The sequence below is a fragment of the Arthrobacter sp. Z4-13 genome (assembly GCF_054792705.1).
In genome coordinates this window covers 462,446-485,135 of the sequence record NZ_CP096459.1, presented here as the reverse complement: position 1 = coordinate 485,135, position 22,690 = coordinate 462,446, and the positions used below count along the sequence as shown (strand labels likewise).

Genomic DNA, 22,690 nt, shown 5'->3' with positions numbered 1-22,690 from the left:
GGCTCCTTTACTGGGCGGCCATCATGCCGGGGATCGGAACACCGCTCGCCCCTTAAGATTCTGGTCCACGTGATCGCTATCCGGAACCCCTTCGGGCTTTCTCCCTTCCAGCAGTTCGGTGTAAAGCTGCAGGTGCTCGTTCACCATCCGTTCCTCGCTGAACCGCTCCTCCACGGCCTTTCGGCAGGCCGCGCGGCTGATGCCGCCTGCCATTTCAGCGAAGCCGGCCAGCTGCCCGATATCCCCCAGGTATCCGGTCCGTCCGTGCTCAACTATCTCGGGTGCCGAACCGGCGGGGGTTCCGATCACCGGAGTTCCGGTGGCCAGCGCCTCAATCATGACCAGCCCGAAGGGCTCCGGCCACTGGATCGGGTTCAGGAACGCCAACGCTTCCCCCATCAGCCGGTACTTGCTGGCGTCGTCCAGTTCGTCCACGACGTCGTCATCCGGCCCCAGCATCGGTTGAACCACCTCGTGGAAGAAGCCAACCTCGTCCGGCTGGCGCATCTTCATCGCTATCCGCAATGGCATGCCCGCCTGGCGGGCAATCATGACGGCCTCCAGCAGCCCCTTGTCCGGGCACGCCCTCCCCACAAAGCACAGGTAGCCCCCGCTGCCCGATCCCACGGGGACCGAGGAGACGTCCATCCCGTGATGGATCACCCGGGTGATGGGAACGTCCGGCGCGTGCGATCCCTGGTTGCGCGAGATGGCAATGACCGCCGCGTTGCGCGCTATGGCTTTGTAAATATCGGCCGCTTCACGGTCCAGACGGCAGTGGATGGTGGTCACCACCGGTATCTGTTTCGGCCGGTGCAGATACAGGGGGCCGGCCATCGTGTGGTCGTGGATGATGTCCGCACTTTCCAGGCCTTCGTAAGCCCGTGCCACGTGGCTGAGTTCGGAGATTGTCAGGTTCAACCCGTCCGGGACCGAGGCCCGCATGCCCGGAACCCTCGGCACCGGACACATGCTGTCTGTCGGTGCCGCCAGGAGTACGTCGTGCCCCGCGGCCGCGAAACCCCGGGCCAGGCTGTCCACCACCCTTTCGGTGCCGCCGTAAGTCACCGGTGGAATGGGAATCCACGGTCCCGCAACCAGTCCTATCCGCATCCTTGGCCTCCAAGGAGAATGACGGGCCGGGCTCCCAGCTGGCCGGGCAGTTCTATCCGCGTAACCTGCTCCGGTTCGCGGTTGTTATGAGGAGTGTGCGGCCGGCCCTGGCATGGACCGACATTCTGACTATTGCGCACCTTCAACCACACGACAAGCCCTACTGTGGGGTATCTAACAAAGGTGCCCAGGAATGCCCGGCCAGGCTTCGAGGTTCTCCACAGCATGAAGATCGAGATCTGGTCAGACGTCGCTTGCCCGTGGTGCTACATCGGCAAGCGCCGCTTCGAGGCAGCCCTTTCCACCTTCGAGCACCGCGATTCGGTACAAGTGTCGTGGCGCAGCTACCAGCTGGATCCCGCCCTGCCCGAGCACTATGACGGGACGGAACTGGATTACCTCAGCAGCCGCAAGGGCATGCCCCAGCAGCAGGTTTCACAGATGTTTGAGCACGTCACGGAGCAGGCCAAGGGCGAGGGCCTCAACTACCGGTTCGGCTCCGTGGTGGTGGCGAACAGTTTCACGGCGCACCGCCTGATCCACCTTGCGGCCGCCCACGGCAAGCAGGATGAAGCCAAGGAGCGCCTGCTCAGCGACCACTTCGAACACGGCAAGGACATCGGCAGACGCGAGTACCTGACCTCGCTCGCCCTGGATCTTGGCATCCGCGCAGGCGAGGTGGAGGAACTCTTCACCACGGAGAAGTACGCCGACGACGTCCGTTTCGATTTCGAGGAAGGCCGTGCACTGGGAATCAGCGGCGTGCCCTTCTTCGTCATCGACCGCAAGTTCGGCCTCTCCGGCGCCCAGCCCACCGAAACGTTCACCGCAGCGCTTACCCAGGCCTGGCAGGATGCCAACCCGCTGGTGCTGGTGAACTCCAGCGACGGTGACGCCTGCGGCCCGGACGGCTGCCCCGCGTAGCGCCAGTTTGGTGACACTTCGCGGTAAAGTGTCTACATGCCCAGGATTTCAGCGGCCAGCAACGCCGAGCAGCGCGCAGAAACACAGCGCCGCATCCTTACTGCCTTTGGCGAGCTCCTTTTTTCCCATGGCCTTCCCGGGCTGACCATGACTGACGTGGCCCGTCACGCAGGAGTGGGCAGGACCGCCGTCTACAACTACTACGCGGACATTGAAGAGCTCCTCATCTCCTATGCCTTGGAGGAGACGGAGAAGTTCCTGTCCGAGCTCCGCGAGGCACTCGGCCGCCTGGACAATCCGGTGGAGCGGCTGGCGCTGTACGTGCGCGCCCAAGTGGTGGACCTCAGCCGCCGCCACCTGCCGCCGGGGCCGGCCATGGGAGCGGTGCTGTCGCCGTCGTCCTTTGCCAAGCTCGCCGACCATGTGGGCGAGCTGAGCGTGCTGCTGCAGGGCATCCTGCACGACGGAATGGAGCAGGGCTACCTGCCGGTGGCCAACATCGGCCAGCAGGCGCAGCTGATCCTTGGCACACTGTCCTCCAGCGCGGCCAGGGGCAGCGACGAGCCCGCGGAGCTGGAAGCCCGGGTAGCCAGGACCGTGCGCTTTATCCAGCTGGGTGCCGGAGCAAGGTTCGACGACGCCGGCCGCCCTGTCCGGCTTGCCCCGCTTCCCGCCGTTGCCAGCTGAGTTGCCTACACCTTTGGTCCCTATCAGGCCGGTTGAGCAAGCCGGTCTGATAGCGCATCCACAGGAAAGGACTCAGGAGGCGGGCGTCGCCGACGGGATGACCGGCCGCTTGTCGTCGTCGGCAATCCGGCGGCTTTCGCGGGGGCAGCTAAGGGTGCCCGGTGTCTGGTCAACGAGCTCCGGCGGGGCCAGCGCGCGGTAGTCCTGGGCGAGGATCACGTCCACGCTGCCGTCCGTCCTGCCGTCCTGGAAGTAGTCCGCCCCCGGCAGGTTGCGCTGGACACTGAACGCCGCGGACTGGCCCGCGGCCCCGGACACCACAGCGGCAACACCGCGGTAGCCGGCGTCAACATTGGAGACTGCCCCCACCACGAACTTCCGGGCCAGGAAGTCGTCCGCGACTGACCGCGCCAGGCCCGGCCTGCTGGTGGAGTTGTAGACGTTGAGGTTGATCTTGTCGTTGGGGGTGTAGTCGAAGGTGGCAGCGGGGCAGGTGGAGACAGTCTCCTCTGCCGGCTCGGCGGCGGGGATCCTCAGGCGCCCGTTGATGATGGCCAGCGCGGTGATAATGGCGGCAACGATCAGCCCGATGAGGACCACAAGCACCACTGCATGCAGCACTCGGCGGCGCACCCGCGCCGTGCCGTCGGCGTCGCGCTCCGCTTCGAAGGTGGCCCGCAGATCAGGGCCGCTGACAACGCGGTGGCCGTGGAGGACGCGTGCGTCCTGCTGCTTTTTCCTAGCCATCTATGACCAACACGCGGGCGTGGATCGCCGTGCGCTGGTGCAGGGCGGTCCGGACGGCGCGGTGCAGGCCGTCCTCAAGGTAAAGGGTTCCCTGGTACTGCACCACATGCGGGAAAAGGTCGCCGAAGAAGGTGGAGTCTTCAGCCAGGAGCGCCTCCAGGTCAAGGGTGCGCTTGGTAGTCACCAGCTCGTCCAGCCTGACCGGACGCGGGGGCAGCGCAGCCCATTGCTTGGGAGTGTTGTAACCATGGTCAGGGTAAGGGCGGCCCTCGCCCACAGCTTTGAATATCACCATGCCACCCTAGGCATCCCACGGTCCCAGCGAAAGTAGCAGGCACACCGTGGGGCAGGTTGTAGCCAAACAGTGACCAACTGTCATCCGCGGTGACCCTCGCCGCCCGTCGCCTGGAGTTCACAGCACTGCTGACAGAATGGAGCCATGACAGCATCCGAGTTCCTTGCCACCTCCACATCCGGGGACCGCCACCCGGCCACGCCTCCCCTCGCGCTGTTGCTGGACGTGGACGGGCCGGTGGCAAGCCCCCTGACGCGCGATGTTAAACAGGAGATCATCCATGATCTCGTGGCGCTGGCCGCTGCCGGCATTCCCGTCATCTTCAACACCGGACGCTCCGACGCGTTCATCCGCGAGCAGGTGATGGAACCGATGATCGCGGCAGGCATCCCGGCCGGCACCATCATCCACGCCGTCTGCGAAAAGGGCGCAGTCTGGTTCAGTTACACGGCTGCCGGGCCCGGCCCCATCCACGTGGACCGGGAACTGGCGGTGCCCGCAGCCTACGGTGACGACGTCCGGCGGATGGTGGCCGAGGACTACTCGGCGCACATGTTCTTCGATGAAACCAAGCGGGCGATGGTGTCCGTGGAACAGCACATCGACGTGCCCAGCGCGGACTACCTCGCCGAGCAGAAACTCTTTGACGCCGACGCCATGGACCTGATGATCCGCCATGGACTGGGCGTGGTCCGGCTGGACCACCACGCCCCGAATTCCGACGACGACGTGGACTACCGCGTGGACCCCACCATCATCTCCACGGACATTGAGTCGGTGCGGCTGGGTAAGGATCTGGGCGCCAGCCGGGCAGTGGAGCTGCTTGCTGCCCAGGGCATCACCCCGCAGGCCTGGCGGACGGTGGGTGATTCCCGCACGGACTACGCCATGGCTGACTGGCTCCACCACAACGACCACGCAGTGAAACATGTGGATGTTCGCCCCGCCGATGGAGTTCCGGACAAGCCGTATGCTGTCCTGACCGCCGCGGATCTGGGGCTCGAGACATCCGTGATCCATGACGACGCCGGCGGCGCATTCCTGCGCAATTGGCGGGAGACGCTGGGCGCCTGACCGCGGTACGTATCCCGGGCAGCGCTGTCCGAAACCTGTTGTTTCCACCGCGCGGCTATCATGCAGGTAGAAACGCTTACTTTGACGAGCACGGAGACGACAATTACAGAAGCACCGGTACAGGACGAGGTTTACTACGGCAGCCAGGCGTCCGTAGAGGAACAATTTCACGCCGAGGTCACGTCTGCGGCGGCCGAGCAGCGCCTTCGGCACCGCCCCGACGTCATCAGGCATAAGGGCCGCTATGCCCTGATCAACTACAACAGGACGCCCTACCAGGCCATGGTGGAGGACCTGCTGTTCCTGCGCACTGTCCTGGCGGACCGCGGCCTCGCATACCTGCTGGTCCGCGGAAACAACGACCGGCCTGTCATAGCCCTGGACTGGAAGGACCGCAAGAAGCTCCGTGCCGCCTTGGTGGAGGCCTGCCGGGATGAACCGGTCTACTCCATGACGGTGGATGCCAAAAAGAAAACCTCAGTGCTGGTGGCCGACGGTGAACTGTCCTCCAACCGGCAGGCCCGCATCTTCCGCCTGTACCGGCCCCGTGTCGAACCGGTGGGCGGCTTCGAATTTGGCGCCTCGGCCGGAGTCCAGATCGAGCTGTGGTCCTTCGAAGGGGAACAGCTGATCCTTCCGATCGAGAACTCCCTGACCCGCCGGACCATGCTGCGGCAGGACGCCGTACGCGGCACGGTGGAACGTTACGGCCACACCTGGCCCACCATCGAGAACATGTTCGCCGACCACGCAAGCGACATCAGCTTCGACGTCGACCTGGTGTTCTCCTGGGTGGACGGCAGCTCCCCTGAGTACATTGCAGCCCGGCGCGCACAGCAGAAGGATGTGGTCCTGGGCGAAGGCGACGACCACGAAGCCCGCTTCCGCCAGATCAACGAGCTCAAATACGCACTGCGGTCCGTCTACATGTTCGCGCCCTGGATCCGCCGGATCTTCATCGCCACAGACTCCCCCGCTCCGGCATGGCTGGCAGACCACCCCGCGGTCACGATTGTCCGCAGCGAAGAATTCTTCTCCGATCCATCCGTGCTGCCCACGCACAACTCACAGGCCGTGGAATGCCAGCTGCACAACATCGAAGGCCTGTCCGAGCACTTCCTGTACTCGAACGATGACATGTTCTTTGGCCGTCCGGTCAGTCCGGACCTGTTCTTCACCCCCGGTGGGATCACCAAGTTCATCGAGGCGGAAACCAGGATCGGCCTGGGCGAGAACGCGGCGGAACGCAGCGGCTTTGAGAACGCCGCACGGGTCAACCGGAAGCTGCTGTGGAACCGGTTCGGGCGGATCACCACCCGCCACCTTGAGCACACCGCCGCGCCCCTGCGGCGCAGCGTAGTGGCCAGGATGGAGCGCGAGTTTCCGGAAGAGTTCCGCAAGACTGCGGCCAGCCGGTTCCGCGCTGCGGACAACATCTCCGTAACCAACTCGTTCTACCACTACTACGCACTGCTCACGGGCCGGGCGGTTACCCAGACGGCCGCCAAGGTCCGCTACGTGGACACCACCATGCGCACCGGGCTGAACTATTTGCCCAAGCTGCTGTCCAAGCGGAACATTGACTTCTTCTGCCTGAACGACGGCAGCTTCCCGGAGGTGCAGGCGGACGAGCGCGCCGAACTGGTCACGGACTTCCTGGAGAAGTACTTCCCCATTAAGGCGCCCTGGGAAAAGTAGGGCAGGCGGACTAGCGCCCGGAAGATAATTCGGCCCGGGCGCCACTGCGCTGCTTGGTGGTCTCCGGGATACGGATTCCTGCCGCCTCCAGCCGGCGGGCAGTCTCTTTCGGCGGAACGTACTCGCCCACCGTCGTCGAACGGCCCAGCGGGACCACCGAGTGCACAATAGTGTGCTCGTAAACGTGGACCAGGTTGAAGGACTGCCCGGCGTCGTGCCCGCGCGTGCCTCCCACCGAAACGTTCAGGTCCTGTGTGTAACAGCTCGCGGAAGCGACGGAGACGGGAACCCCGGCAAAGCTGGCCGTGGTGGAGTAGTGCAGGTGGCCGGCCAGGATGGTCCGGACATCTGAATCATGAACCACCGCGGCGAGGGATGCCTGGTCCCGCAGCTCAACCAGGACCGAGAGGTCAAGGACGGAGGGGACGGGCGGGTGGTGGAGGGCCAGGATGGTGCCGTCCGGAGCCGGCGTCTCCAGTTCCTGCGACAGCCAGTCCAGCTGGGTGTCGCTCAGTTCACCGTGGTGGAAGCCCGGCACGGATGTGTCAAGGGTGATGACGCGCAGTCCGTTGATGAAGTAGCTGTGGTCCACGGGAGCGTCATTGCCGGGCTGGTCCAGCAGGCCCTTCCGGAAGTTCGCCCGGTTATCGTGGTTTCCCATGGCCCAGATGACTTCTGCACCCAGTTCCTGGCATGCCGGCTCCACGATGGCCCGGAGTTTCACATAGGCTTCCGGATCACCCTTGTCGGCAAGATCACCGGTGAAAATGACAGCCTCCGGCCGCGCCCCGGACGCTTTCACCTCTTCGAAGAGTTGGATGAGCCGCGCTTCGCTGTCGACGACGCCGTATAGAGGGTCCGGACCTCCCATCAAGTGGGGATCGCTCAGGTGGAGTAGGAAGTGGCGCGGCCGGGGGTGCTCGGCCTCGATGTGCTCCATTGCTACCTCTGTGGTCGGTGGGAAACGGCGCTTCCCTTGTACCCTTCAGTAATGTTTATCCAATCAGACATTTGGCAAACTTTGGGTAAATCACTGCAGCCCATGTGGAAAAAGATAAAAGAACTGCGCCTCCCCGGAGCTGATTCGGAAATACCTGCCTTGGAACATGCGGAAGTCAGTACCGGTGCCGTCATGCAGGGTCCGCGGGATCGCGTACAAGGGGGGCACAGGTGGGGTCCCCGGGAAGTTGTTGACCGGTGGGATCTGTCGCCAACGGATCAGGGGACGGGTTGGGTGTTTCAGGTGTCGGCTCTGCAGGGCAGGTGGCCGGTGCCGTGGGGGTTTCGGCCTGTGTGGGCGACGGTATAAGCGTCACCGCCGGTTCCGTGGGGTCAATCGGAGTCGAGGTCGGCGTCGGGGACGGCGTCGGGGACGGCGTAGGCGATGGCGTCGGTTCAGCCGGCAAGGGCGTGACCTCCGTCGGTGGCGGCGTGGGAGTGGGCGTAGGTGTCGGCGTTACCGACGGTGGCGGCGTCGGCGTTACCGACGGTGGCGGCGTCGGCGTGGGCGTCGGTGACGGCGTCGGCGTCGGTGACGGCGTCGCCCCGGTCGGGGACGGAGTTGGCGAGGGCGCACTCGGCGTCGGCGTGGGCGAGGCCGGTCTCGACGTCGTCGGCTGACGTGTTGTTGAGGTCGGGGACGACGCGCTCGGTGTGCCTGCCGGGGACGACGCACTGGGCGACGGCGTCAGCAGGTTGCGCGCAGGCCCGCTTGCCGCGGGCCTCAGGAAAGGCGGGGAGGTGGGCGTCGCGGGCGATCCTGCGTGGACTCCACCCTCGTGGGATTCGTCGTGATCATCGCTTAGCGGCAGCGCCCAGCTGATTGTCCCTTGGGAGGGGGAACCGGATCCGGGCAGGTAGCTCCGCATCTCCCCTGATGCATTGCCCTCCACTGGCCGGGCTGCCATCAGGCCCCACTTCAGCGGACTCGTGTGGCGGCCGTCGAGGATCGTTTCGAAGTGCAGGTGGCAACCCGTTGACCATCCGGTGCTGCCCACCTCGCCGAGGACCTGGCCGGCGAGGATCTCGTCGCCCGTAGAGACAGCAATGGCGTCCAGGTGGTTGTAGGTGGTGATCAGGCCGTTGCCGTGATCGATTTCCACCCTGTTGCCGCCTCCCCAGGGGTGCCAGCCCGCAGCACGCACCAATCCTGTGTCCGCCGCGTAAACGCTTGTTCCGCAGGGGGCGGCGTAGTCCTGGCCCAGGTGGAAGTCACCGGCGGCGCCGGACAGCGGGCTCACCCGGAAACCGAAGGGCGAGCTCGGATTGAGCTGCGCCAGCGGCGCCATCAGGAATCCGGCCGGCGGCCTGCCGAATCCTGTTGTCCCCACCGTCAGCGGCGAGGATTTGCCTCCGCGGTAACCGCCTATCGCCGCATGGGGAAACGGGACGACCGCATCTGGATCCGTCAAGGCAGCCTGCAGCATCCCGGCGCCAACTTTGTCCACAGTTGGCGCGTCCGGGCGGCCGTCACCGGATGTGGTTGTCCCGGCACCGAATCCAACAGCCACGGCGCTTGATGCCTCCCGTTCCCCCGCACCGCCGGAAAGGTTGAGGGACCAGATGGACAAGGCAACAGCACCAGTGACCGTCAGGGCGCGCATAACCGAAACGTTAGGACGGCGCACGTTTGTGTGCTTACCTGATTTTTGATGAGTCCCCAAAGCCTGTCTCCGTAACGTAATCACCCGAACGCGTCCTGAAGGTATCTCCCATGGGACCACAGGGCCGGTAGCCTGTGAACCCCGACCTCATCGTGCCGGTCACAACTTGAGAAAACCTTGCGGTACGTTCCCACTGCGCCGCCGGATTCCTTGGGGCGACAATGATATATGCGGAGTTTCCTTCGAAAATGGCAGGACGAACTTAAGAAAACCTTTACAGGCACGGCCGATGAGGTGCCCGACTGGGTGCCGAAGCTGGCAGAGGGGGACGATCCCGGGTACCACCTGCCAGGTTCGGCAGTATGGGCCGTGCACGGCTCCATGTCGCCGATCGTTGCCGGGATCCGCACACTGCTGATGCAGTCCCTTCATCCCGGAGCCCTTGCAGGGGTGCACGAGCACTCCAGCTTCCGTGAGGATCCCCTGGCCAGGCTGGCTGCCACCATCCGCTGGATCTTCACCGTTACTTACGGCTCGAAGGCTGCCGCTGAGGAGGCTTCGCGGCGGGTGCGGCGCCTGCACGAGCCGGTTCAGGGCAGCTTCGTGGACAACCAGGGAACGCCGCGCGACTACAGCGCCAACGATCCGGAACTGGCCAGTTGGATCCACATCGCGTTCACGGATGCCTTCCTCACTGCCCACCAGTTGTGGGGCGGCCCCATCCCCGGCGGCCCTGACGCGTACGTCCGTGAATGGGCGCAGGCCGGCAGGCTGATGGGCGTGCAGGATTCGCCGCTTTCCGAGGCGGACATGCGCGCGCAACTGGACCTGTTTTTCCGCGAGGGAGAACTGCGCGTGGACAGGCGGGTAGCAGAAACAGTGGCGTTCATCCGCAATCCGCCGCTGCACCCCATGCTCCGGCCCGGCTATCGCGTCCTGTTTGCGGGTGCGGTATACAGCCTCGACCCGAAGTACCGCCGGATGCTCGGGCTGTCCCTGCCACGGCTTGGCCCGTTCCCGTTGCCGGTGAGGCTGGCCACCAAGGCGGTACTCGGCGTCGTACGCCTTGCCCTGGGCCGCCGCGGCCCGAGCGAGCTGGCCGCCCGCGAACGGCTTCGCCGGCTCGGCCTTGCAGAGGCGGACGGGTCGGGGCTCGTGAACCTGCGGTAGACGAAAGAACCCGGCCCCGGCACTGCCGGGGCCGGGTTCTTAACCGGCGGAGAATGGGGGATTTGAACCCCCGAGGGCGTTAACCCAACACGCGTTCCAGGCGTGCGCCATAGGCCGCTAGGCGAATTCTCCAGCTGCTTCTGAATCAAAAGCAGATACTAGAGTACCTGAACTTTTCCGCTTCGCCCAATCGAGGCTCCGGCCCGGGCACGGATAAGCTCACCGGCCTTCCTGGAAGCGGGTTCGGGCTTTGGTCTTTAAAGCGGAAATGGACGCCCCCAATGCGTCCATTCCACCGGAACACCGTTGAGCTGCCGGGTCCGGCACCGTACAGCCAGGCCGCACAGCTCACAATCTTGAGATTGCCCCAATCGGTGTACATACCCATGATCGGGGGTGGCAGTTGGATAAGCAATGGATTTCCACCCAATTGCGGGGTCTTCCGGCACGATGGAAGGCATGAGCGAACTGCACGCCCTGGTGGTTTACGTCCCCGGAACCCACACTGAACAGGTCCTTAAGGCCATCGGCGATGCCGGAGCGGGCAGGATCGGCAACTACTCCCACTGCTCCTTTGTTACGCCTGGAACCGGGCGCTTCACTGCGCACGACGGCGCCGCCCCTTATCTTGGGCGAGTCGGAGCACCCCAGGAAGTGGCGGAGGACCGGATTGAATGCGTGGTTGAACGGCCCGCGCTTCGGGCGGTGGTGGCTGCGTTGCGGGCTGCGCACCCCTACGAGGAACCGGCTTTTATGAGCTGGCGGGTTGAGGACTGGAGGCAGGCGGACGCCGATTCGAGTCACGCCTGAAGTTCGGGTAAAGTAACTGGCGGCCCCTCATGTGGCGTCATCCTGTTGAACTCCCCCAGGACCGGAAGGTAGCAAGGGTAAATGGGCTCTGGCGGGTGCATGGGGGGTCTTTACTATTCCCCCACAGGGCGGCGAACCGTCAGCCCGGATTGGTAGGGTTTTCTCTGTGACAGTTACTACCGCCCTCTACCGCAGATACCGTCCAGACTCGTTCGCTGACGTTATCGGGCAGGAACATGTCACCGAGCCGCTCATGACGGCTCTGCGGAAAAACCGGGTCAACCACGCCTACCTTTTTTCGGGTCCCCGGGGATGCGGCAAAACCACTTCCGCCCGCATTCTTGCCCGTTGCCTGAACTGTGCCCAGGGCCCCACCGCTGTCCCCTGCGGCACCTGCCCCAGCTGCGTTGAGCTCGCCCGGGGCGGCTCCGGATCCCTCGACGTCATCGAGATTGACGCAGCCAGCCACGGCGGCGTCGACGATGCCCGGGACCTGCGCGAGCGGGCAACGTATGCCCCCGTCCGGGACCGCTACAAGATCTTCATCATCGACGAAGCCCACATGGTCACCTCCGCCGGGTTTAACGCCCTGCTGAAGATCGTTGAAGAACCCCCGGAACACATCAAGTTCATCTTTGCCACCACCGAACCGGACAAGGTCATCGGCACCATCCGCTCCCGGACGCACCATTACCCCTTCCGGCTGGTGCCACCCGAGCCGCTCATGGCCTACCTGGAGCTTCTCTGCAACCAGGAGAATGTTCCGGTTGCTCCCGGCGTGCTGTCGCTGGTGGTCCGCGCCGGCGGCGGCTCGGTCCGCGATTCCCTCTCGGTCCTGGACCAACTGATGGCGGGTGCCGGCCCCAACGGACTGGACTACGAACTGGCCGTCGCGCTGCTCGGCTACACGCATGCGTCATTGCTGGATGACGTCGTTGAGGCGGTTGCTGCCTCGGACGCCGCCACTGTTTTCCGCGCCGTGGACAGGGTCATCCAAACCGGCCATGACCCGCGCCGCTTTGTCGAGGACCTGCTGGAGCGCTTCCGCGACCTCATCATCGTCCAGGCCATGCCCGAAAGCGCCCAGACCATTCTTCGGGGCATGCCTGCGGACCAGATCGCGCGGCTGAAGAACCAGGCGCACAACCTGGGCGCCGCGGAGTTGTCCCGCGCCGCAGACGTCACCAATACGGCATTGACCGAAATGACCGGCGCCACCTCCCCGCGGCTGCACCTGGAACTCCTGTGCGCACGCATCCTGCTTCCCAGTTCAGAGCAGAACGAGCGCGGTATGGCTGCACGGATAGACCGTGTAGAGCGGCGGCTCAACTACGCCGGGAACGACGTCGGCGTTCCCCCCGCCGCAGCCCCGGCCCAGCAGCCTGCATTGGCCGGGCACACTGCATCCGCCGGGCACGCTGCTTCCATCCAGCCGGCTCCGGAACCGGTCGCACCCGCGCAGGCGGTTGTGGAACCGGCAACACCCGAACCTGCGCAGCCGGTGCCGGCGGCCACGCAGTCCGCCGCCGCCAGGGCAGCCAGTCAGGAAGCCGTGGCGGCATCCGCTCCGGAACCGGCACGCGCACCATCGCCTGCCCCTACCGCAACGGGCAGCCCGGCCGAGGCGGACAGTCGTACGCCATTGACCGCCCCCCGGGTCAGCACCAGCGACTGGCCGGTCGATGATTCCACAGATTCCGGTCCTGCCCGCATGGATTCCCGCCAAGGCCTGGCACGCCCCGCCCGATCAGTACTTGCAGGAGAGCCCGTAGTTGGACCCATGGGCGGGACTCCGGCACAGGACGTCAGGCAAGCTCCGGCTGCGCAGGCTGCCGCACCCGTTGCTTCCCGCCCCGAACCGGCTTCTGCCGGATCCGTTCCGGCGGCGGCGCCTGCCGCCATGGGGGATGTGGAAGTCCTGCGCCGGGCTTGGCCGGATGTCCTGCAGACGCTGACCAAGATCAAGCGCAGCACGTGGGCACTGGTTGAACCCAATGCCCAGGTCAGTGCCTTCGACGGCCAGACCGTCACGCTTTCGTTCGCCACATCCGGACTCGCCGGCGCTTTTGGCCGCGCAGACCATTCCGAAAACCTTCGGCAGGCGATCCATAAGACCGTGGGTATTGACTGCCAGATCAACGCGGTTGCCGGCGGCAGCGCCGGCCGAACGAGCTCTGAGCCAAACCCAAAAGCACCCGCTAGCCGGCCTTCACCGGCAACGTCAGCTGTTCCGGCGGCTGCAGCTGCAACCGCAACGTCAACTAATTCGGTGACTTCAGCTGCCCCCGCAACCTCAGCTGATGTCGCCTGGGGGCTGGCCCCCGCGGCCACATCCTCGGCACCGGATGCACCCGAACCTTCCGCTGCGGCTGGTTCCGGCCACGGCCAGGCCCATGGTGCAGCACAGGAAGGTGCAGCGCAGGAAGGTGCAGCGCAGGAGGGTGCAGCGCAGGAAACCGAATCTCCGCAGGGGCACAGTGCCCCGCCCCCCGCCGGACCTCCCTTGGCGGGACGCGGTCAGCCCGCACCCGGCAGCAGGCCTTCCCAAGCTGAGCCCGCAGCCGTTACTGCCCCCTCGCCCGCCGTACCCGTGCCAGTCGCCAGCCCTTTCCAGGCTCAACGTCCAGCAATCCCTTCGGCCGGCCCTTCGGCAGCCCCTTCGGCCCAAGTGGACCCGTACGAAGGCGCCGCTGGAGACTATTCCTACTCGGACGACGACTGGGGACCGCCCAGGGACGAGGACGCACCGCCGCTGGAAGAGGAACCTCCCATGGACTGGGATCCTTCCGCGCGCTCCGGCAACCGCTCCGCTCCGGCCGCCGCCGCCGCTGGTGGCACCGCCACCGCCGGCTCCGGCCAGCAGGGCCCACCACAAGACGCCCGGGCGGGCACCCGAACTGCAACTGCCAAGACTCCCATGGACGCTAGCCCAGGCCTGGATGCCACCGACCCATGGACCCGCGCTGTTGAACAGGCACCCGGTGTTTGGGTTGTTGGGGAAGCCAGCAACGTGGGCAGGAACGTACCTGCCGGGCTGCCCGAAAAGGAAGCAGTTGCTGCCCCTTCAGCCGCACGCTACGAGCCCGCTGCCGCCCAAATTCCGCCTTCCATCCCCGTTACCAACCCGGGTTCTTCCGTGGACGCCGAGTGGGGCTTGGCTCCAACTGCAGCCTCGCAGGCGAAGGCTGGTACTCGTGCAACGGTTGCGGAACCGGTCGCCCCAATCACCGTGCCCTCAGGAGCGGCGGCATTTGGGGCGGTCGCCCCGGGCACGGCTCCTTCGGCCACCGCCTCCGCAAGTCCCCTGCCCGCAGGTCCCGAGCCCGAACCGGCACGCGAGTACGCCATGGCTTCAGCCGCACCTGCGGCGGCGCCCGCCGGCACTCCAGCGGCTCCCACTGCGCCTGCAGCAATGCCCGCCCACACTGCTCCTGCAGCCACTCCTGTTCCCGCCAATTCCCCTGCTGTTGCGGGCACCCGGCAGAGCCTTTATCAGCGCCTGTCCAACAGCCCGGAGGCCGAGGCGGGGCGGGCAAAGGCTCCTGCCCGGGCGGTTCCCGCAGCTGCCACCTACGTACAGGACATCCCCAGTGCCGACGATGAGACCATTGAGGAATCCGGGGTGTTCGGCCGCGCCGCGGTGGAACGTATCCTTGGCGGCAAGCTGATCGAAGAGCGCTCCCTCGACGGAAGCCCCGTTACACCCCGCTACTGATCCAACCACTGTCCACCCCTAGCTAAAGAGGAAAAACGTGTACGAAGGTGCTGTCCAGGAGCTGATTGACGAGCTCGGACGCCTTCCCGGCGTGGGCCCGAAATCCGCACAGCGGCTGGCGTTCCACATCCTTGAAGCGGACCCCCAGGACATGAAGCGGTTGGTGGAGGCCATCACCTCCGTCAAGGAACGGGTGAAGTTCTGCACCGTCTGCGGCAACGTCACTGAGCAGGAACAATGCAACATCTGCCGTGATCCCCGGCGCGATCCGGCGGTGATCTGCGTGGTGGAGGAATCAAAGGACGTCCTCGCGGTGGAACGCACCCGTTCGTTCCGGGGCAGGTACCACGTGCTGGGCGGGGCCATCAACCCGATCGCCGGCATCGGCCCTGAGCAGTTGCGGATCCGGGAACTGCTTACGCGGCTGAACGATGGCGCCATCCAGGAGGTCATCATCGCCACGGATCCCAATCTGGAGGGGGAAGCAACAGCCACCTACCTGGCCCGCATGCTGAAGACCATCGGGATTACCGTGACCAGGCTGGCCTCGGGGCTGCCGGTGGGCGGCGACCTCGAATACGCAGACGAGGTCACTTTGGGGCGTGCTTTCGAAGGCCGCCGCAACGCCCTGACCTGAGGTAGGCGACGCACGCACGTGGAACAGCACTGCGCTGGCCGCGCCCCACATGCTCGCCCCCGGAAGACATCCTGCCGGCCACGCGGCGTTAGGCTTTGTCCTGCATCCCGACCACCAGCACCAGGGGTACGGCCGTGAAGCTGCGGCGGCGCTCGTGAAGTGGCTCTTCACGCAATCGGGCCTGTCCAGATTTGTAACTAGGCGATACGCGTGCCCCGCGCCAGCCGGTGGGCAGGAGTCCGTAGCGAACGCCAGCCCAGCCACATCAGCAGCGCCGCCAGCACGAGTTGCAGGCCGAGGCCCAATGGCCACAGCGGTATGGACTGCGCCAGGTACCGCGGCTTAACCTCCCCGTTAGCGCAAGGGTAGGTTCCTTCCGGGCCCGCCATGGCATAACGCGCGCCCTGGCTGATGCTCTCTATCGCTCCAACAGATGTAAAACCCTGCTGGCCGGTCCGGTCCGGATACGGAATTGCGTCAGCCACCACCACGTAAGGGTTCATGGCCAACAGCCAAGCCACCCGTTCGGTGCGCATCGCAATCTGCTCCTGCAATGGCCCTGAGCAGGTGTATTCGGGTTCCACCGGCCCGTTGCTGAGGGGCTCGTACGCGCGGTACTGCGCCTGGTTGGCCATGATCGTTCCTTGGGTAAGACCCGTGCCCAGGCCAAAGGCGATCAGTGTGCCGACTGCCAGCCCCGCCACTGCCAGGTACGTGACCACGATGGAGAACAGCGGCCTGCCGGCGAGCGCCGAGATGCCAACACCGATGGCACAGACAACACCCACCTCAAGCGCCAGCATCAGCAGCGCCACCAGCACATGGCCTGGGGTCATCCCGCCCAGCGCCACCCCGATCACCAGGAACGGAGTGCTCGCCACCAGGAACGCCAGCGCTGCGGCCCATGCCGCGAAAAACTTGCCCCACAGGATCTGGCCGGGCTGCAGCAGCGTCACTTGGAGGATGGCCAGCGTGCCGCCGGCACGGTCCCCATTCACGGCGTTGGCAGAGAGCGCCGGGGCAACGAGCAACGCAAACAGCAGGACAAAAGCCAGGACCACCTCGAAGATCATGGACCCCGGCCCCGATACGGGCGGCGCGATATAGCCCGGGAAATCCCGCTGCGCCGCCTGCGAAGCATCCCAGCTGGCCCACGTCAGCCAGGTCACCAGCCCGGTGAGGACAAACCAGATGGACAGCATGATGTACCAGCCGCGGGACCGCAGCCGCTGCTTGAGCTCCAGGACCACCACGTCCCTGACACCGGGCAGATAGCCGCCGGCTCGTGGCTGGCTGGCCGTGTGCTGCCGGTTTTCTGTTACATGGCTCATAGCCGCTCCCCCTCGAGGCTCATGTAGGTCTCTTCCAAGGCTCCGGAAGCGGGGGCGAAGGAATTTACCCCGACGCCGGCCAGCACCAGGTCGCGCAGCAGCCGCTCGGCGTCGCCATCGTTTGCCAGCAGCAGGCTGACAGACGGACGCCGGCCGTCTTCACGACGGAATGTTAGGCCCAGCCCCGTGAGCCTGGCAGCAAGTGCAGCCGCATCAGAGGCGGTAATTGCGTACCGGCGGCCGGCGGCCGCAGCTTCCTCGGTGGTTTGATGCCGAACGGTACGGCCCTTGTTGACGAACACCGCGGCGTCGGCGATTTCATCCAGTTCGCTGAGCACATGGGACGAAACCACCACAGCCTTACCCTCCGCAGCGAGTTGCCGGAGCATGATCCGCAGCTCCACGCGGGAGCCCGGATCCAGCCCCGAGGCGGGCTCGTCGAGCAGCAGGACGGACGGGTCATGGATCAGGGCCCGGGCCAGGCTGAGCCGCTGCTGCTGCCCGCGGGACAGCACCCGCGCCGGCTGTTCCGCAAGGTCTTCCAGCCGCACGCGTACGAGCATCTCCGAGACCCTCTGTCCAATGCCCTGGGCGGGGAGCCGATAAAAGCGGGCCATCTGGGTGAGGATTTCCCGGGCGGTCAGCGACTCCCACACGCCCAGGGTGTCCGGCATCCAGCCCAGCCGGCTGCGCACCTCTGCCCGGTGCCGGCGCGGGTCGAGTCCGCCCACGCTGATGCTGCCCTCATCCGGTGCCAGCAGAGACGCCAGCATCAGCAGCAGCGTTGTTTTGCCTGCGCCGTTCGGACCGATCAGCGCGGTCACCTTCCCGGCGGGCGCATGGAAGTCCATATGGTCGACGGCGCGCACCGCGCCGAAGCTGCGGCTCACCGCCCGGGCCGTAATGCCCCCGTCAGGTTCCGGCCTGCCCGCAGCCTCCGGTAATTCAGAAATCATTGCCATGTATGCGCACCTGTCCCCCACAGTCTTTTGATGCAGTTTTTACAGTTTGAGCGTACGCCCGCGCGGCTTCCCCGCAGGTCCTTCCATGGGCTGAGATTCGGTCACAATTCAACGCCCGGCCATGCACGGCGATAAACTGGAACCAGAAATCGCGCCAACAGCGGCGTAAGTTCCCAGCGTCAGGGCCAAGACAGCGCCAAGGCTGTCTTGCCGGACTCCAATTGATCCAGTGAAGGTACGCGCATGAGTACGCCCACTACCGAAGTGCACAACGCAACGCAGCCGCAGGAGCTGCCCGCCGGCGGTGCCGTAACCAAACAGCTCATCGTGCAGAAGTTCGGCGGCTCCTCTGTTTCTGACGCAGACGGCATCAAGCGGGTCGCCAAGCGCGTCGTGGACGCCCAGGTGGCGGGCAACGAAGTGGTTGTTGTGGTCTCGGCCATGGGTGACACCACCGATGAACTCCTGGACCTCGCAGGCCAGGTAACTGACTCGGCCCCCGCCCGCGAAATGGACATGCTGCTGTCCGCCGGTGAGCGCATCTCGATGGCGCTCCTGGCCATGGCCATCAACAAACTGGGCGCCTCCGCCCAGTCCTTCACCGGTTCCCAGGCCGGCATGATCACCGACGGCATCCACGGCAAGGCCAGGATCATCGACGTCGATCCGCACCGCATCCGCACCGCCCTGGATAAGGGCAACATCGCCATCGTGGCGGGCTTCCAGGGCATGAGCCGGGCCACCAACGAGATCACTACTCTCGGCCGCGGCGGGTCCGACACCACGGCCGTAGCGCTGGCAGCAGCGCTCGAAGCCGACGTCTGCGAGATCTACACGGACGTCGACGGCATCTACACGGCTGATCCACGCGTTGTCGCCTCGGCCCAGAAGATCGACACGATCTCCAGCGAGGAAATGCTTGAACTCGCAGCCTCGGGAGCCAAGATCCTGCACCTTCGCTGCGTCGAGTACGCGCGCAGGTTCGGTGTTCCGCTGCACGTCCGTTCGTCCTTCAGCCAGCACGAAGGCACCTGGGTCATCCCCAGTGCCGAAGACAAGATCACCACACAAGAGGGAGTTGCCTTGGAGCAGCCAATCATCTCCGGCGTCGCACACGACCGTTCCGAAGCCAAGGTCACCGTTGTTGGCGTTCCGGACATCCCCGGCAAGGCGGCCGCGATCTTCCAGGTCATCGCCGATGCCCACTCGAACATCGACATGATCGTGCAGAACGTTTCCACGCACGGCACCGGCCGGACTGATATCTCCTTCACGCTGCCCATTGTGGAAGGCGCAGACGCCCTGGCGGCCCTGCATGCAGCGCAGGACCAGATCGGCTTCGAGACCATTGAGTACAACGAGCAAATCGGCAAGCTCTCCCTGATCGGCGCCGGCATGCGTTCCCATCCGGGCGTCTCTGCAACGTTCTTCAAAGCACTCTCGGGCGCCGGGATCAACATCAACATGATCTCCACGTCAGAAATCCGCATCTCGGTTGTTACCCATGCGGATCTGCTGGACGAGGCCGTCCGGGTCATCCACCGGGCCTTCGAACTGGACAGCGAGAACGAAGCCACGGTCTACGGCGGCACCGGCCGCTAAGGGGCGCCGCACAAGAACAAAAAGAATGCACTGGCAGGATAATTACTTCCTGGCCAGTGCATTTTTTTAAGTGTTTTCCCGGTGTAGCCTCGGAAATGCCGTACGGGCCTGGCCGAAGTCAGGTCTCCTTTTCGAGGTCGTCGCTGCGTACGGCGTAGTGGTGGCCCGCCGTATCGGTTTCCACTACAAAATGAGTAAGTTCCTCCTCCGAGGCCTGCTCAAACTCGTCATGCTTGTGCACCACGGGCAAGCTGGAGTCCAGGCGGGTGGCCGGTCCAAAGAAGAAGCGAAGCCTGTCGGTCGCGTTCATAAACCCGCTGAGTACATGTGCCACTGTTTTCCACCCCCTTCCCGCGTTCAGGGGAAAGAAGAGCCATTTCACATAAGGCCACTGCTCCTGGCGGAGCCAGTGCCCTTATTTTACGCCCGGGCGCCCGAAAAGGCTCCGCGCCTCAGGCGTCAGCGGAGAGACTTGTCGTCCGGGTTCCTTGGCACCACATAGGTGCTGCCGTCGGGCCGCGTGACGGTTTCCCATTGCCGGGTTTCAGCTTCGCGCTGGGCCAGGAGCCGGCGGTTTTCCTCTGTCATGTCGTGAATAAGGGAGGAACGGTTCGCAGGGCCAAAGATGGCACGCAGCTTTCCGGTGGCACGCATGAACCGCTGCGAAGCGTTTTCCTTGCCTTCTGGACTGGCCTTACCCATGAACTGGCTCCTTCCAAAGAACCGCATTTCCTGGTAACAGTGTACGCTAATAATTAGCGTACTAACAATTGGAGGCCCTGATGACCACTGCATCCAGCACTTCCGCCGCAGCCGGCTCCAAACCCGCTGGCGGGGACAGCCCGGAGGTCAATGACCTGCTGCTCGAGCACCAGCTGTGCTTTGCCCTGACTGTCGCCTCGCGCAGCGTGGTGGGAGCGTACAAGCCCGTGCTCGAGAAGTTGAACCTCACCCACCCGCAGTACCTGGTCATGCTGTGTCTCTGGGAGTCAAGCCCGCGCACCGTACGGAACATCAGCGATGCCCTGGCGCAGGAGCCGGCCACCATCTCGCCCCTGCTGCGGCGGCTTGAGGTGTCCGGCCTGATTTCACGACGGCGGGTGGACGGCAACGAGCGTGCCCTCGCCGTCGGCCTCACTCCTGCAGGCGCGGCCCTTCGGCAGGAGGCGCTCAAGGTTCCAGGCACCATGATGGAACGCCTCGGTCTGACCCGAGACCAGGTCAGCGACCTGCACGCGGCCATGACGGGACTCATCGCAGCCACTTCCCGGGCCCAGCAGGCCTAGCCTGCCAGCAGGGCTGCGGCAGTAGAATGGCATCATGACGGACAGGCCGCGGGGCGGACCCAGTGTGCATTCCGAGGTCCCAGTGCAGTTGATGCACTTGATGGGCCTGCCGCGCCCAAAGCAGTCCAGGCCGATGCAGTCCAGGAGCAAACCATACCTGCGTATCGCCGCGTTGTTGTTCGCGGCTTTACTGTTGCCCGCCTGCACGCCGAACGAGGGCGGAGGAACTCCTACCGGCGATGCTTCCACATCGCCAACGGCCGGCGCTTCCTCCCCTGCACCGCCGGCCACGCCGGCCCCCTCGGAAAGCCCCGACCCCGATGCCGAGTCTTCGGTGCCGGCGCCGGCGCCCGAGCCTGCCGCGCCGTCATCCGGCCCGGGAAAGGGCAACGCCGAACTGGCCATCACCCTCAAGCCCTCGGCCGGCGAGCCGGAGGTCCATTACACCCTCGTTTGCCTCAACGGGGCGCCCGATGATGCCGAAAGCAAGCACCCCTCCCCGGATGCTGCCTGCTCTGCCCTGAAGGCGAACGCGGCGCTGCTGAATCCCACGCCGCAACGGGCTGACCAGGTCTGCACCGAGCAGTACGGCGGGCCCCAGGAAGCCGCCGTCACCGGCGTGGTGGATGGAGTTCCTGTTGATGCCGCCTTTGCCCGCACCAACGGTTGCGAAATCAGCACCTGGGATGCCACGAAGGACGTCCTTGGTGCAGCCGGTGGAGCAGCTTAGGGTCCTGGCGGCGGACGAGTGGCGGGCCCGTGAGGAAGCCCACCAGCAGCGCGTCAGCCGCTACGCGGACCCCTACCTTGCCCGCCGTTCTGCAGGGCAGAAGCATCCCGTGGAGGATTTCCTCTTCACCTACTACACCCAAAAACCCGGCCAGCTCCGCCGCTGGCACCCCGGTGCCGGCGGCGTTCTGGTTGGCCGGGAAGCAGCCGCCCGCCGCGGGTGGAAGCACTACCGAATGCTCGACGACAGTGAACTTACGCATCTTGGGCTGCCACCGGGTACCGCCGCGGTGACCATGGACCGGGACGCCTTTGTCACTGACCGCAGCGACGCCGTCGCCTTCGCCGGGATCATCCTGCGCGGAACTGCTGCCCGCCCTGCGCAGTTTGGCTGCTTCGGACTCCACGAATGGGCCATGGTCTACCGCCAGGACCGGTTCGACCTGCGCCACGAGTACCTGCAGCTGCGCCTCGGTTCGGCAGGCACGGACAAGGTGGTGGAGGACAACCGCATCCGCTGCAGCCACTTCGACGCCTTCCGTTTCTATACGCCAGATGCCGTCCCCCTTAACGAGCTGGCGCCGAGCCGGGAAACCCAGCGGCACCTTGAACAGCCGGGCTGCCTCCATGCCAACATGGACCTGTACAAATGGGCCTACAAGCTCCTGCCCGCCCTGCCCAGCGAACTCGTCATGGACTGCTTTGAACTGTCCTGGCGGATCCGGGCCATGGACATGCAGGCCTCGCCCTATGACCTCACCCAGTGGGGCTACCCCGCCATTCCGATCGAAACCCCGCAGGGCAAGGCCGCCTACGTCGAACACCAGCGGTCCTTCGCAGCCGAGGCAGCCGGGCTTCGTGGAAAGCTGGCCCAGGAACTCGCCGCCTTGTCCGGCACCGGACCGGCATGATCGACCTGACCATCAGGGTGCGGGAGAGCCCGGACGCCGGCGAGAACGAATTCCGCCTGGTGGCCGACGCCGGGCACCTTTCGGCTGACAGCACGCTGCCGGACCCTGCAGCTGCACTGGCCGCGGTGGAACGCTACGGCGAGGACATCTTCTTCCCAAAGCCCGGGCCCCCAAAGCTGTGTACACAGCAGTACGGCGGACCCCAGGTTGCCGTGGTGACAGGAATGTTCCACGGGCGGGCAGTTGAGGCAGTCTTCACCAGGACAGACGGCTGCGAAATCTCACGCTGGAAAACGATGGCACCTCTACTGGGCAACACAGCCGGAGCTTCCGGCGCTACGTAGCGCAACGTCCCCTGCCAGGCGGACACGGCGGCACAAAACAGGATCCCCGGAC

At 65.3% G+C, this 22,690-nt stretch carries 22 protein-coding genes, 1 tRNA gene, 1 other RNA gene and 2 pseudogenes; 16 read left to right on the top strand and 10 right to left on the bottom strand.

Going from position 1 to position 22,690, the window contains the following annotated elements; genetic code table 11:
- Window positions 1-21: 21 nt before the first annotated feature.
- Complete coding sequence (locus tag M1E07_RS04195) at window positions 22-1,113, bottom strand: glycosyltransferase family 4 protein (protein ID WP_461189028.1); 1,092 nt, start codon at window positions 1,111-1,113, stop codon at window positions 22-24.
- A gap of 225 nt (window positions 1,114-1,338) precedes the next feature.
- Here M1E07_RS04195 and M1E07_RS04190 point away from each other — a divergent pair, with 225 nt between their 5' ends.
- Window positions 1,339-2,037, top strand: a complete 699-nt coding sequence (locus M1E07_RS04190; protein WP_461189027.1) for a DsbA family oxidoreductase — start codon at window positions 1,339-1,341, stop codon at window positions 2,035-2,037.
- Between the two features lie 36 nt (window positions 2,038-2,073).
- Window positions 2,074-2,724, top strand: coding sequence for a TetR/AcrR family transcriptional regulator (locus M1E07_RS04185; RefSeq protein WP_461189026.1), 651 nt, complete (start codon window positions 2,074-2,076; stop codon window positions 2,722-2,724).
- A 72-nt stretch (window positions 2,725-2,796) separates the two neighbouring features.
- Here M1E07_RS04185 and M1E07_RS04180 read toward each other — a convergent pair whose 3' ends face one another.
- Together M1E07_RS04180 and M1E07_RS04175 are read right to left on the bottom strand one after the other, a co-directional pair.
- Entirely contained in the window at window positions 2,797-3,471 is a 675-nt protein-coding gene (locus M1E07_RS04180; protein WP_461189025.1) for a LytR C-terminal domain-containing protein, read from the bottom strand.
- The gene (locus M1E07_RS04175) at window positions 3,464-3,763 is read right to left on the bottom strand and encodes a type II toxin-antitoxin system VapB family antitoxin (protein WP_461190321.1); all 300 of its coding nucleotides are present in this window, start codon (window positions 3,761-3,763) and stop codon (window positions 3,464-3,466) included. The genes M1E07_RS04180 and M1E07_RS04175 overlap by 8 nt, the downstream gene beginning before the upstream one ends.
- Window positions 3,764-3,910: 147 nt before the next feature.
- Between M1E07_RS04175 and M1E07_RS04170 the strand changes: the two genes are divergently transcribed.
- The gene (locus tag M1E07_RS04170; protein WP_461189024.1) at window positions 3,911-4,840 is read left to right on the top strand and encodes a hypothetical protein; all 930 of its coding nucleotides are present in this window, start codon (window positions 3,911-3,913) and stop codon (window positions 4,838-4,840) included.
- 60 nt (window positions 4,841-4,900) lie between these two features.
- Window positions 4,901-6,538, top strand: coding sequence for a stealth family protein (locus tag M1E07_RS04165; protein ID WP_461189023.1), 1,638 nt, complete (start codon window positions 4,901-4,903; stop codon window positions 6,536-6,538).
- Window positions 6,539-6,548: 10 nt separating this feature from the next.
- On the opposite strand, the gene M1E07_RS04160 is transcribed toward M1E07_RS04165, so the two are convergent.
- On the bottom strand, window positions 6,549-7,478 hold the full coding sequence (locus tag M1E07_RS04160) for a phosphodiesterase (protein ID WP_461189022.1): 930 nt from the start codon (window positions 7,476-7,478) through the stop codon (window positions 6,549-6,551).
- 257 nt (window positions 7,479-7,735) lie between these two features.
- Between M1E07_RS04160 and M1E07_RS04155 the strand changes: the two genes are divergently transcribed.
- Complete coding sequence (locus M1E07_RS04155; protein ID WP_461190485.1) at window positions 7,736-8,158, top strand: hypothetical protein; 423 nt, start codon at window positions 7,736-7,738, stop codon at window positions 8,156-8,158.
- 314 nt (window positions 8,159-8,472) lie between these two features.
- Here the strand turns inward: M1E07_RS04155 and M1E07_RS04150 are convergent.
- A pseudogene (locus M1E07_RS04150) lies at window positions 8,473-8,826 on the bottom strand (M23 family metallopeptidase); the annotation flags it as partial.
- 543 nt (window positions 8,827-9,369) lie between these two features.
- On the opposite strand from M1E07_RS04150, the gene M1E07_RS04145 reads away from it, so the two are divergent.
- Window positions 9,370-10,311 (top strand): oxygenase MpaB family protein, encoded by a 942-nt coding sequence (locus M1E07_RS04145; RefSeq protein ID WP_461189021.1) that lies wholly within the window; start codon window positions 9,370-9,372, stop codon window positions 10,309-10,311.
- Between the two features lie 47 nt (window positions 10,312-10,358).
- Here M1E07_RS04145 and M1E07_RS04140 read toward each other — a convergent pair.
- Window positions 10,359-10,443, bottom strand: a tRNA-Ser gene (locus tag M1E07_RS04140).
- Window positions 10,444-10,770: 327 nt separating this feature from the next.
- Between M1E07_RS04140 and M1E07_RS04135 the strand changes: the two genes are divergently transcribed.
- The 5 genes and pseudogenes from M1E07_RS04135 to M1E07_RS04115 form a co-directional block, all read left to right on the top strand.
- Window positions 10,771-11,121: a hypothetical protein gene (locus tag M1E07_RS04135; protein WP_461189020.1), complete on the top strand. Its 351-nt coding sequence runs from the start codon at window positions 10,771-10,773 to the stop codon at window positions 11,119-11,121.
- A gap of 18 nt (window positions 11,122-11,139) precedes the next feature.
- An RNA gene (gene ffs, locus M1E07_RS04130) (signal recognition particle sRNA small type) lies at window positions 11,140-11,236 on the top strand.
- Between the two features lie 51 nt (window positions 11,237-11,287).
- Window positions 11,288-14,836, top strand: a complete 3,549-nt coding sequence (locus tag M1E07_RS04125; RefSeq protein WP_461189019.1) for a DNA polymerase III subunit gamma and tau — start codon at window positions 11,288-11,290, stop codon at window positions 14,834-14,836.
- A gap of 37 nt (window positions 14,837-14,873) precedes the next feature.
- The gene (gene recR, locus M1E07_RS04120; protein ID WP_256249526.1) at window positions 14,874-15,473 is read left to right on the top strand and encodes a recombination mediator RecR; all 600 of its coding nucleotides are present in this window, start codon (window positions 14,874-14,876) and stop codon (window positions 15,471-15,473) included.
- A gap of 49 nt (window positions 15,474-15,522) precedes the next feature.
- Window positions 15,523-15,660 (top strand): annotated as a pseudogene (locus tag M1E07_RS04115) (GNAT family N-acetyltransferase); the annotation flags it as partial.
- Window positions 15,661-15,670: 10 nt separating this feature from the next.
- On the opposite strand, the gene M1E07_RS04110 reads toward M1E07_RS04115, so the two are convergent.
- Together M1E07_RS04110 and M1E07_RS04105 are read right to left on the bottom strand one after the other, a co-directional pair.
- The gene (locus M1E07_RS04110; RefSeq protein WP_461189018.1) at window positions 15,671-16,804 is read right to left on the bottom strand and encodes an ABC transporter permease; all 1,134 of its coding nucleotides are present in this window, start codon (window positions 16,802-16,804) and stop codon (window positions 15,671-15,673) included.
- Window positions 16,801-17,766, bottom strand: coding sequence for an ABC transporter ATP-binding protein (locus M1E07_RS04105; protein ID WP_461189017.1), 966 nt, complete (start codon window positions 17,764-17,766; stop codon window positions 16,801-16,803). Before M1E07_RS04105 ends, M1E07_RS04110 begins: the two co-directional genes overlap by 4 nt.
- A 243-nt stretch (window positions 17,767-18,009) precedes the next feature.
- On the opposite strand from M1E07_RS04105, the gene M1E07_RS04100 reads away from it, so the two are divergent.
- Entirely contained in the window at window positions 18,010-19,368 is a 1,359-nt protein-coding gene (locus M1E07_RS04100; RefSeq protein WP_461189016.1) for an aspartate kinase, read from the top strand.
- Between the two features lie 118 nt (window positions 19,369-19,486).
- Here M1E07_RS04100 and M1E07_RS04095 read toward each other — a convergent pair whose 3' ends face one another.
- On the bottom strand, window positions 19,487-19,702 hold the full coding sequence (locus M1E07_RS04095) for a hypothetical protein (RefSeq protein WP_461189015.1): 216 nt from the start codon (window positions 19,700-19,702) through the stop codon (window positions 19,487-19,489).
- A 125-nt stretch (window positions 19,703-19,827) separates the two neighbouring features.
- Window positions 19,828-20,070 (bottom strand): hypothetical protein, encoded by a 243-nt coding sequence (locus M1E07_RS04090; protein ID WP_461189014.1) that lies wholly within the window; start codon window positions 20,068-20,070, stop codon window positions 19,828-19,830.
- Window positions 20,071-20,150: 80 nt separating this feature from the next.
- On the opposite strand from M1E07_RS04090, the gene M1E07_RS04085 reads away from it, so the two are divergent.
- The 4 genes from M1E07_RS04085 to M1E07_RS04070 are packed head-to-tail and all read left to right on the top strand — an operon-like array spanning window position 20,151 to window position 22,638.
- Window positions 20,151-20,654, top strand: coding sequence for a MarR family winged helix-turn-helix transcriptional regulator (locus M1E07_RS04085; protein ID WP_461189013.1), 504 nt, complete (start codon window positions 20,151-20,153; stop codon window positions 20,652-20,654).
- 34 nt (window positions 20,655-20,688) lie between these two features.
- Window positions 20,689-21,384 (top strand): SSI family serine proteinase inhibitor, encoded by a 696-nt coding sequence (locus M1E07_RS04080; protein ID WP_461189012.1) that lies wholly within the window; start codon window positions 20,689-20,691, stop codon window positions 21,382-21,384.
- Window positions 21,341-22,294: a 3-methyladenine DNA glycosylase gene (locus tag M1E07_RS04075; protein ID WP_461189011.1), complete on the top strand. Its 954-nt coding sequence runs from the start codon at window positions 21,341-21,343 to the stop codon at window positions 22,292-22,294. The genes M1E07_RS04080 and M1E07_RS04075 overlap by 44 nt, the downstream gene beginning before the upstream one ends.
- Complete coding sequence (locus M1E07_RS04070) at window positions 22,291-22,638, top strand: serine protease inhibitor (protein ID WP_461189010.1); 348 nt, start codon at window positions 22,291-22,293, stop codon at window positions 22,636-22,638. Before M1E07_RS04075 ends, M1E07_RS04070 begins: the two co-directional genes overlap by 4 nt.
- Window positions 22,639-22,690: the final 52 nt, after the last annotated feature.